Source organism: Flavobacterium muglaense, assembly GCF_014305155.1.
Lineage (GTDB): Bacteria > Bacteroidota > Bacteroidia > Flavobacteriales > Flavobacteriaceae > Flavobacterium > Flavobacterium muglaense.
In genome coordinates this window covers 1-5,118 of the sequence record NZ_JACRUK010000091.1, presented here as the reverse complement: position 1 = coordinate 5,118, position 5,118 = coordinate 1, and the positions used below count along the sequence as shown (strand labels likewise).

Sequence of the window (5,118 nt, the reverse complement as noted above, 5' to 3'; positions counted from 1 at the left end):
AAAATACTTTCTGCTTTACGATTATTTTCTATTTTTTTTTAAGCGCAAAGCTCGGCAAGATTATATATTGCAACGTTTGGCAGCTACAAGAAGTTGGCGATTTCGGAGACGAAAACTGTCTGCCACCACTGAACTTGATACGAAGCACAAATGTTCATGTAACTACTGAACCGCCAATTTTTTGTAGGTGCTGTTAGCTGCTGTACATATTCATTTTAATTATCTGTCCAAATATAATTTGATGTCTAAATATTTCACGTTGTCCATACCAAAAGGAATGTTTAGTGTCATAGATATGTGTGGGTTCGCTTTTTGCACCATTAAGCTCTATTATAGAAAAATTTACACCTTTTTCTAATTCTTCAAATGTATTGAAACGTATATCCAACCTCCCGTAATAAAATTCAGGAATTTTGTTTAAGATGTTATCAAAAGTAAATTCTAACTTCTCGGTAATATATTCTTTACCATCTAAAAACTCTGTGCCTCTATTATGATTTCCAAATGGAACCAAACATCTTTTTTCATGTTTGGGTATTACTTCGTTATGATTGAATTTGTTTCTGGTTTTTGATATTTGCATTTCAAAACGAAGGTTTTTTTTCATGAGCTGCTCGATGTTATCTTTGCAATTTCCTTCAACAGTTAAAAATTTTTTAAGAGTAATTCCTGTGATTTTACCACTCTTTTCTCTTGGTAATCTACAATAAAAAAGTCCAATTTCATTTGGTAAATCAATCAGCTCTTGAATCAAGAAATTTCCTTTTGCCTTTTTACCGTACCGAATTAATTCTTCAATTGTGTTTACTTTTTGAACATCAATTCCTCGTAAACCAATGTCTGGCTTTACAATAAATGGAAATTTAATTTTATTATCAATTAATGTTTTTTCAAAATTGGTTAATTCATTTTTTTGAATTAAAGCTGTTCTTGGATATAAACCAGCAGGTAAAAGATTGTAAATTTCCATTTTACTGTCTCCATAAAAACCCCCATTTTTTATGCTAGGGTTAGAATATTTATAAAATGAAAATGAACGAAATTTTATCATATACCATATCCACAAAAAAAAGGTTGGTAAATAAATAATATTTACTGACCAGTATTCCCAATTTGTGAATTTATGCCACCAAATTCTCATATCAAAATTTCTGAAATGACTGTCTTTTCTTTGCTAATCAAATCAAAATGAGTGAGTGTGAAATTGTCTTTAGTTATTTCACATTGCGTAATATTTTTCGTTAGCATTGAATTTTTTCTATTCATAACCAACCCATTTTGAGTGTCATTTTTCTGTGTATTTGTATGAAAGGAAATAAAGTCATCTGAACAAATATTTTCTTTATTTTGATTTAAAAATTCAGAAAACCAACTTTCTCTTATTGAAATAACAGCTTCGCTATAAAGTGTTGTGGAAGACCAAATGTAAGCCCTATTAGAATCTAATTGAATTAAAGATTTTTCAATTTCATTCCAACGAATTTGAAACAACTGATGATCAACAAATGCAATAACCGTGAAAGGTTCAATATTGGATAAGTTAATTATATTCCACTCCTCAAGAAAATTATTAGAATTTATAATGTCTAAAAGTACTAATCCTCTACTTTTCCTATATGGTGGATTGGGAATATGTTTGGCCTCAGCACCATTGAGCAGAACAAATACAAATCCAATTGAATTCACAGCAAACCAAGTTCCACCTGCCTGTGGGTCTTTTGGATAATACAGTGTTTTTGCTCCGTAAGATATTTTTTTTGGAGAAATAGCAGAAGACCTGTTGATATGTTCGTCTCTATTTGAGGTAATAATTACCTTTGAATTATCATGGTAAAAACTTACTGTGCACATTGTTTTCTGTATTCTATTGTTGATTTAGCAACACCTAAATTTTCAGCAATTTCAGTTTTACCAAAATGCAATAATGCAATTTTAATAATGGCTTGATGATGAATGCAATGTTCAATATTATACATCAACTCTCTATAATAGTTAGACTCAATAATCATTTCCTGATTATTATAAAGTGTAGTAAGAAGGAGCTGTTTATCGTTTCTTTCTAGCTGTTGTATGATGTTGGCAATTCTTTCTGTCGCAAAATCTATGTTTTCTTGAATACGAATATCTCGTTTTCTAGTGTCGTAGTTGATATTTTCAGTTTCATACCCCGATAAAAGTTGCTCAAACAACTCAATAATGTGTCGTGTGTGTTCACCAATTGTACTCTTGCTTAACAAATTAATTTTTTGAGTATATTCATCAAAGTTCAATTGATCAATACAAGCAACTAATTGCATTAAAACGTCTTTGGCTTCTGCTGCTAATGTGTTATTATTCATGTTTTTTTAATTTGTCAGAAAATACTTTGTGAAGTTTATCCATTTTCGGCTTAATCACAGCCTTGCAATAAGCTTGCTCTTTGTTGAGTTCGTAATATTCTTGATGGTAGTTTTCAGCTTTATAAAATTTTGTAAAAGCTGATATTTCTGTTACGATTGGATTATCGAATGCTTTATTGGTATTTAATGTTTTAATTACTTTTTGGGCAATACTATTTTGATTTTCATTATGATAAAAAATAGCCGAACGATATTGTGTGCCTTCATCAGCACCTTGCCGATTAATTGTTGTAGGGTCGTGTAAGGTAAAAAACACTTCTAATAATTCTTCCAACGAAATTGTTTTAGAATCATACATAATCTGAACGACTTCTGCATGTCCGGTATTTCCACTACATACATCTTTGTAACTTGGATTAATAATTTTCCCACCACTATAGCCTGAAACTACACTTTTCACACCTTTTAAATCTTCAAAAATGGCTTCTATGCACCAAAAACAGCCACCTGCCAAGGTTATCGTATCTACGCTTTCGGTTTTAGTTTTGTTTTTTATTGGCTCAAATGAAAGCGAACCTGAATTTACACAATAGCGTTTACCAGTTTCAGTAGGACCATCATCAAAAATGTGACCCAAATGGCCGCCACATTTAGCACAAGTAATTTCTGTTCTTCTCATGCCCATGCTGTTATCTTCTGTTTGTACTATTTTTCCGCCCGCTATCTCTTTATCAAAACTTGGCCAACCACAGTGTGATTCAAATTTCATATCATCAGAAAATAATGCTTCACCACATCCAGCACATTTGTAAGTGCCTTTGTCTTTAGACAATGTGAATTCGCCACTAAATGGTTTTTCTGTTCCTTTTTCACGAAGAATATAATATTGTTCGGGACTTAGTTTTGATTTCCATTCTTGCTCTGAAAGTTCCATTTTCGATGTTGATGTTTGATTGATTTTTACTTTATCTTGATCTGTAGTGTTTTGAGCGCAACTCGTCATACAAAAAGATAATAATATTGTCAAATAAATAATTATGTTTTTCATTTTTTTATACTTTTAATGAGTGAAATAACTTCAGTTTTGTGTAATATTAAAAATATAGTAGAAACGATAAGGACAATAATAGCCAAGGTAAATAACCCACCACCATCATTCCCAACATTTACTCCTAAAACTAATAAATGAGAAAAAACTGCACCCAAAATAATTCCTAAACTATTTATCATTCCAATGATTTTGGTTTTGGGAATAAGAATAAGTATGGCTGTAATGAGCTCTACAATACCTAAGCCTATTCTACCCCAGGGTTCTAACCCAAGAGCAGAAAAAATATGTACAGATTCGGGGTGAGCAGTGAATTTAAAATACAATGTTTGTAATAAGATAATAGCTACCGTGAGCCTAAGTACCCAAGAAATAATGTTTTTTGTGTTCATGATTTTTTATTTAATTAAGGTTGACCAATTTTTATCTGCCTTTGCTTTCAAATTCTTTTCGTCTTTGTTCCAACTTTTTAATGTGTTGTTGAAATAGGCGTTGTAAAAAAGGTATAACCTTCCATCAACAATTTTAAAAGTTTCGGGGTCAATTTCAACTTTTTTCCCATAATCACCCATTGCAAAAGCACACCAACCGCCATATTGCGGTTCGTATTTAGAAGGATTTTTAAGGAAATTGTTTTTGTTGGTTTCCGATGAAAAATAATAGACAACTCCCATATACTTGGCAGTATATTTCTTATCACCTTTCAAAGCTTTGTTGCTGAAATAAGCCACTGGGTCGTAGCCTTGAATGGCAATTCCTTTTTCTAAATTGAAATGCTTTGTCCTATCTATTGCCGTATTTTGTGCAAAGACAAAGGAGGACAACAAAAGAATAAATGCTAAAATGAAATATTTCATACTTTTTGATTTTAAATTTATGAGACAAAAATAAGAAGGGCTTAAAAAGCAACATGTAAACTATTTTACATTTTGAACAAAGTTTTTTATTTTTTGAACATCGGGGATTATTATTCCCTTTTGTGTATAACTTAAAACACCTTCCTTTTCAAGGTCTTTGAAGAGAGAAATGATTGTTTGCCTTGTAGTGCAAATAAGTTGTGCAATATCATTTTGGGTTAAATAATTAGGCAGGACAAAGGAAGATGACTGTACATCCTCCTTTTCAATAATCGTATTCAAAAGCAACAGCAATCTAGTTTTAGCGTCCTTAAACAAAATGTTCCTATAGCCATTTTGAATTTTTTTAAAATTAAATCCGATAAACTTGATGTAGTTAAATGCAAAGTCTGGTTTTTTGTTAATTATTTCCTCTAATTTTTCTCTATAAAAAGTACAGATAATAGCTTCGTCTGAAACTACCTTAAAAAACTCTTCATTTTTTGTAGATTTCTCAAAATTTAAGTCCCCAAATAAGTCGCCCTTTTGAAGTATATCTAACAAAATTTCTTCCCCTTCATTATCTATTTTTACAAGTTTAATAGTGCCTTGTTTTAGGAAATAAATCCTTTCTTTATCGCTAAACGGTAAATCAATAATTTCGTTTTTCTTTGATTTTTTGAACCGTTTTAAAATACACAAAGCATCAATTTCTGAAAAACTCAAATTTCTGAAAAGTTTGTGCTCGTGTAAATACCAATATTTTAAATCTGAAGTCATGCTTTACTATGTAAGGTCTTGTCTTTTGTATTGCAGCTAACGTTTGGCAGCTACAAGAAGTTGCGTACTTCATTCACTGACAATTACAAATATACACAAAAGTTTGTTTCAACAA

General features: G+C 31.1%; 7 protein-coding genes. All 7 read right to left on the bottom strand.

Annotation, left to right across the window (positions count from 1 at the left end; translation table 11 throughout):
* Positions 1-193 precede the first annotated feature (193 nt).
* The gene (locus H8R24_RS17660) at positions 194-970 is read right to left on the bottom strand and encodes an ATP-grasp domain-containing protein (RefSeq protein WP_187021719.1); all 777 of its coding nucleotides are present in this window, start codon (positions 968-970) and stop codon (positions 194-196) included.
* 167 nt (positions 971-1,137) lie between these two features.
* Positions 1,138-1,851 (bottom strand): NRDE family protein, encoded by a 714-nt coding sequence (locus H8R24_RS17655; RefSeq protein ID WP_187021716.1) that lies wholly within the window; start codon positions 1,849-1,851, stop codon positions 1,138-1,140.
* Complete coding sequence (locus H8R24_RS17650; RefSeq protein WP_187021714.1) at positions 1,839-2,339, bottom strand: DinB family protein; 501 nt, start codon at positions 2,337-2,339, stop codon at positions 1,839-1,841. Before H8R24_RS17650 ends, H8R24_RS17655 begins: the two co-directional genes overlap by 13 nt.
* Positions 2,332-3,387, bottom strand: coding sequence for a bifunctional methionine sulfoxide reductase B/A protein (locus tag H8R24_RS17645; RefSeq protein ID WP_317172600.1), 1,056 nt, complete (start codon positions 3,385-3,387; stop codon positions 2,332-2,334). Before H8R24_RS17645 ends, H8R24_RS17650 begins: the two co-directional genes overlap by 8 nt.
* Positions 3,384-3,779: a DoxX family protein gene (locus H8R24_RS17640; RefSeq protein WP_187021711.1), complete on the bottom strand. Its 396-nt coding sequence runs from the start codon at positions 3,777-3,779 to the stop codon at positions 3,384-3,386. The genes H8R24_RS17645 and H8R24_RS17640 overlap by 4 nt, the downstream gene beginning before the upstream one ends.
* A 6-nt stretch (positions 3,780-3,785) precedes the next feature.
* Entirely contained in the window at positions 3,786-4,244 is a 459-nt protein-coding gene (locus H8R24_RS17635; protein WP_187021709.1) for a YHS domain-containing (seleno)protein, read from the bottom strand.
* A 60-nt stretch (positions 4,245-4,304) separates the two neighbouring features.
* Positions 4,305-5,003 carry a Crp/Fnr family transcriptional regulator gene (locus H8R24_RS17630; RefSeq protein ID WP_187021706.1) on the bottom strand — a complete coding sequence of 233 codons (699 nt, stop codon included), beginning with the start codon at positions 5,001-5,003 and terminating at the stop codon, positions 4,305-4,307.
* Between the last annotated feature and the right edge of the window lie 115 nt (positions 5,004-5,118).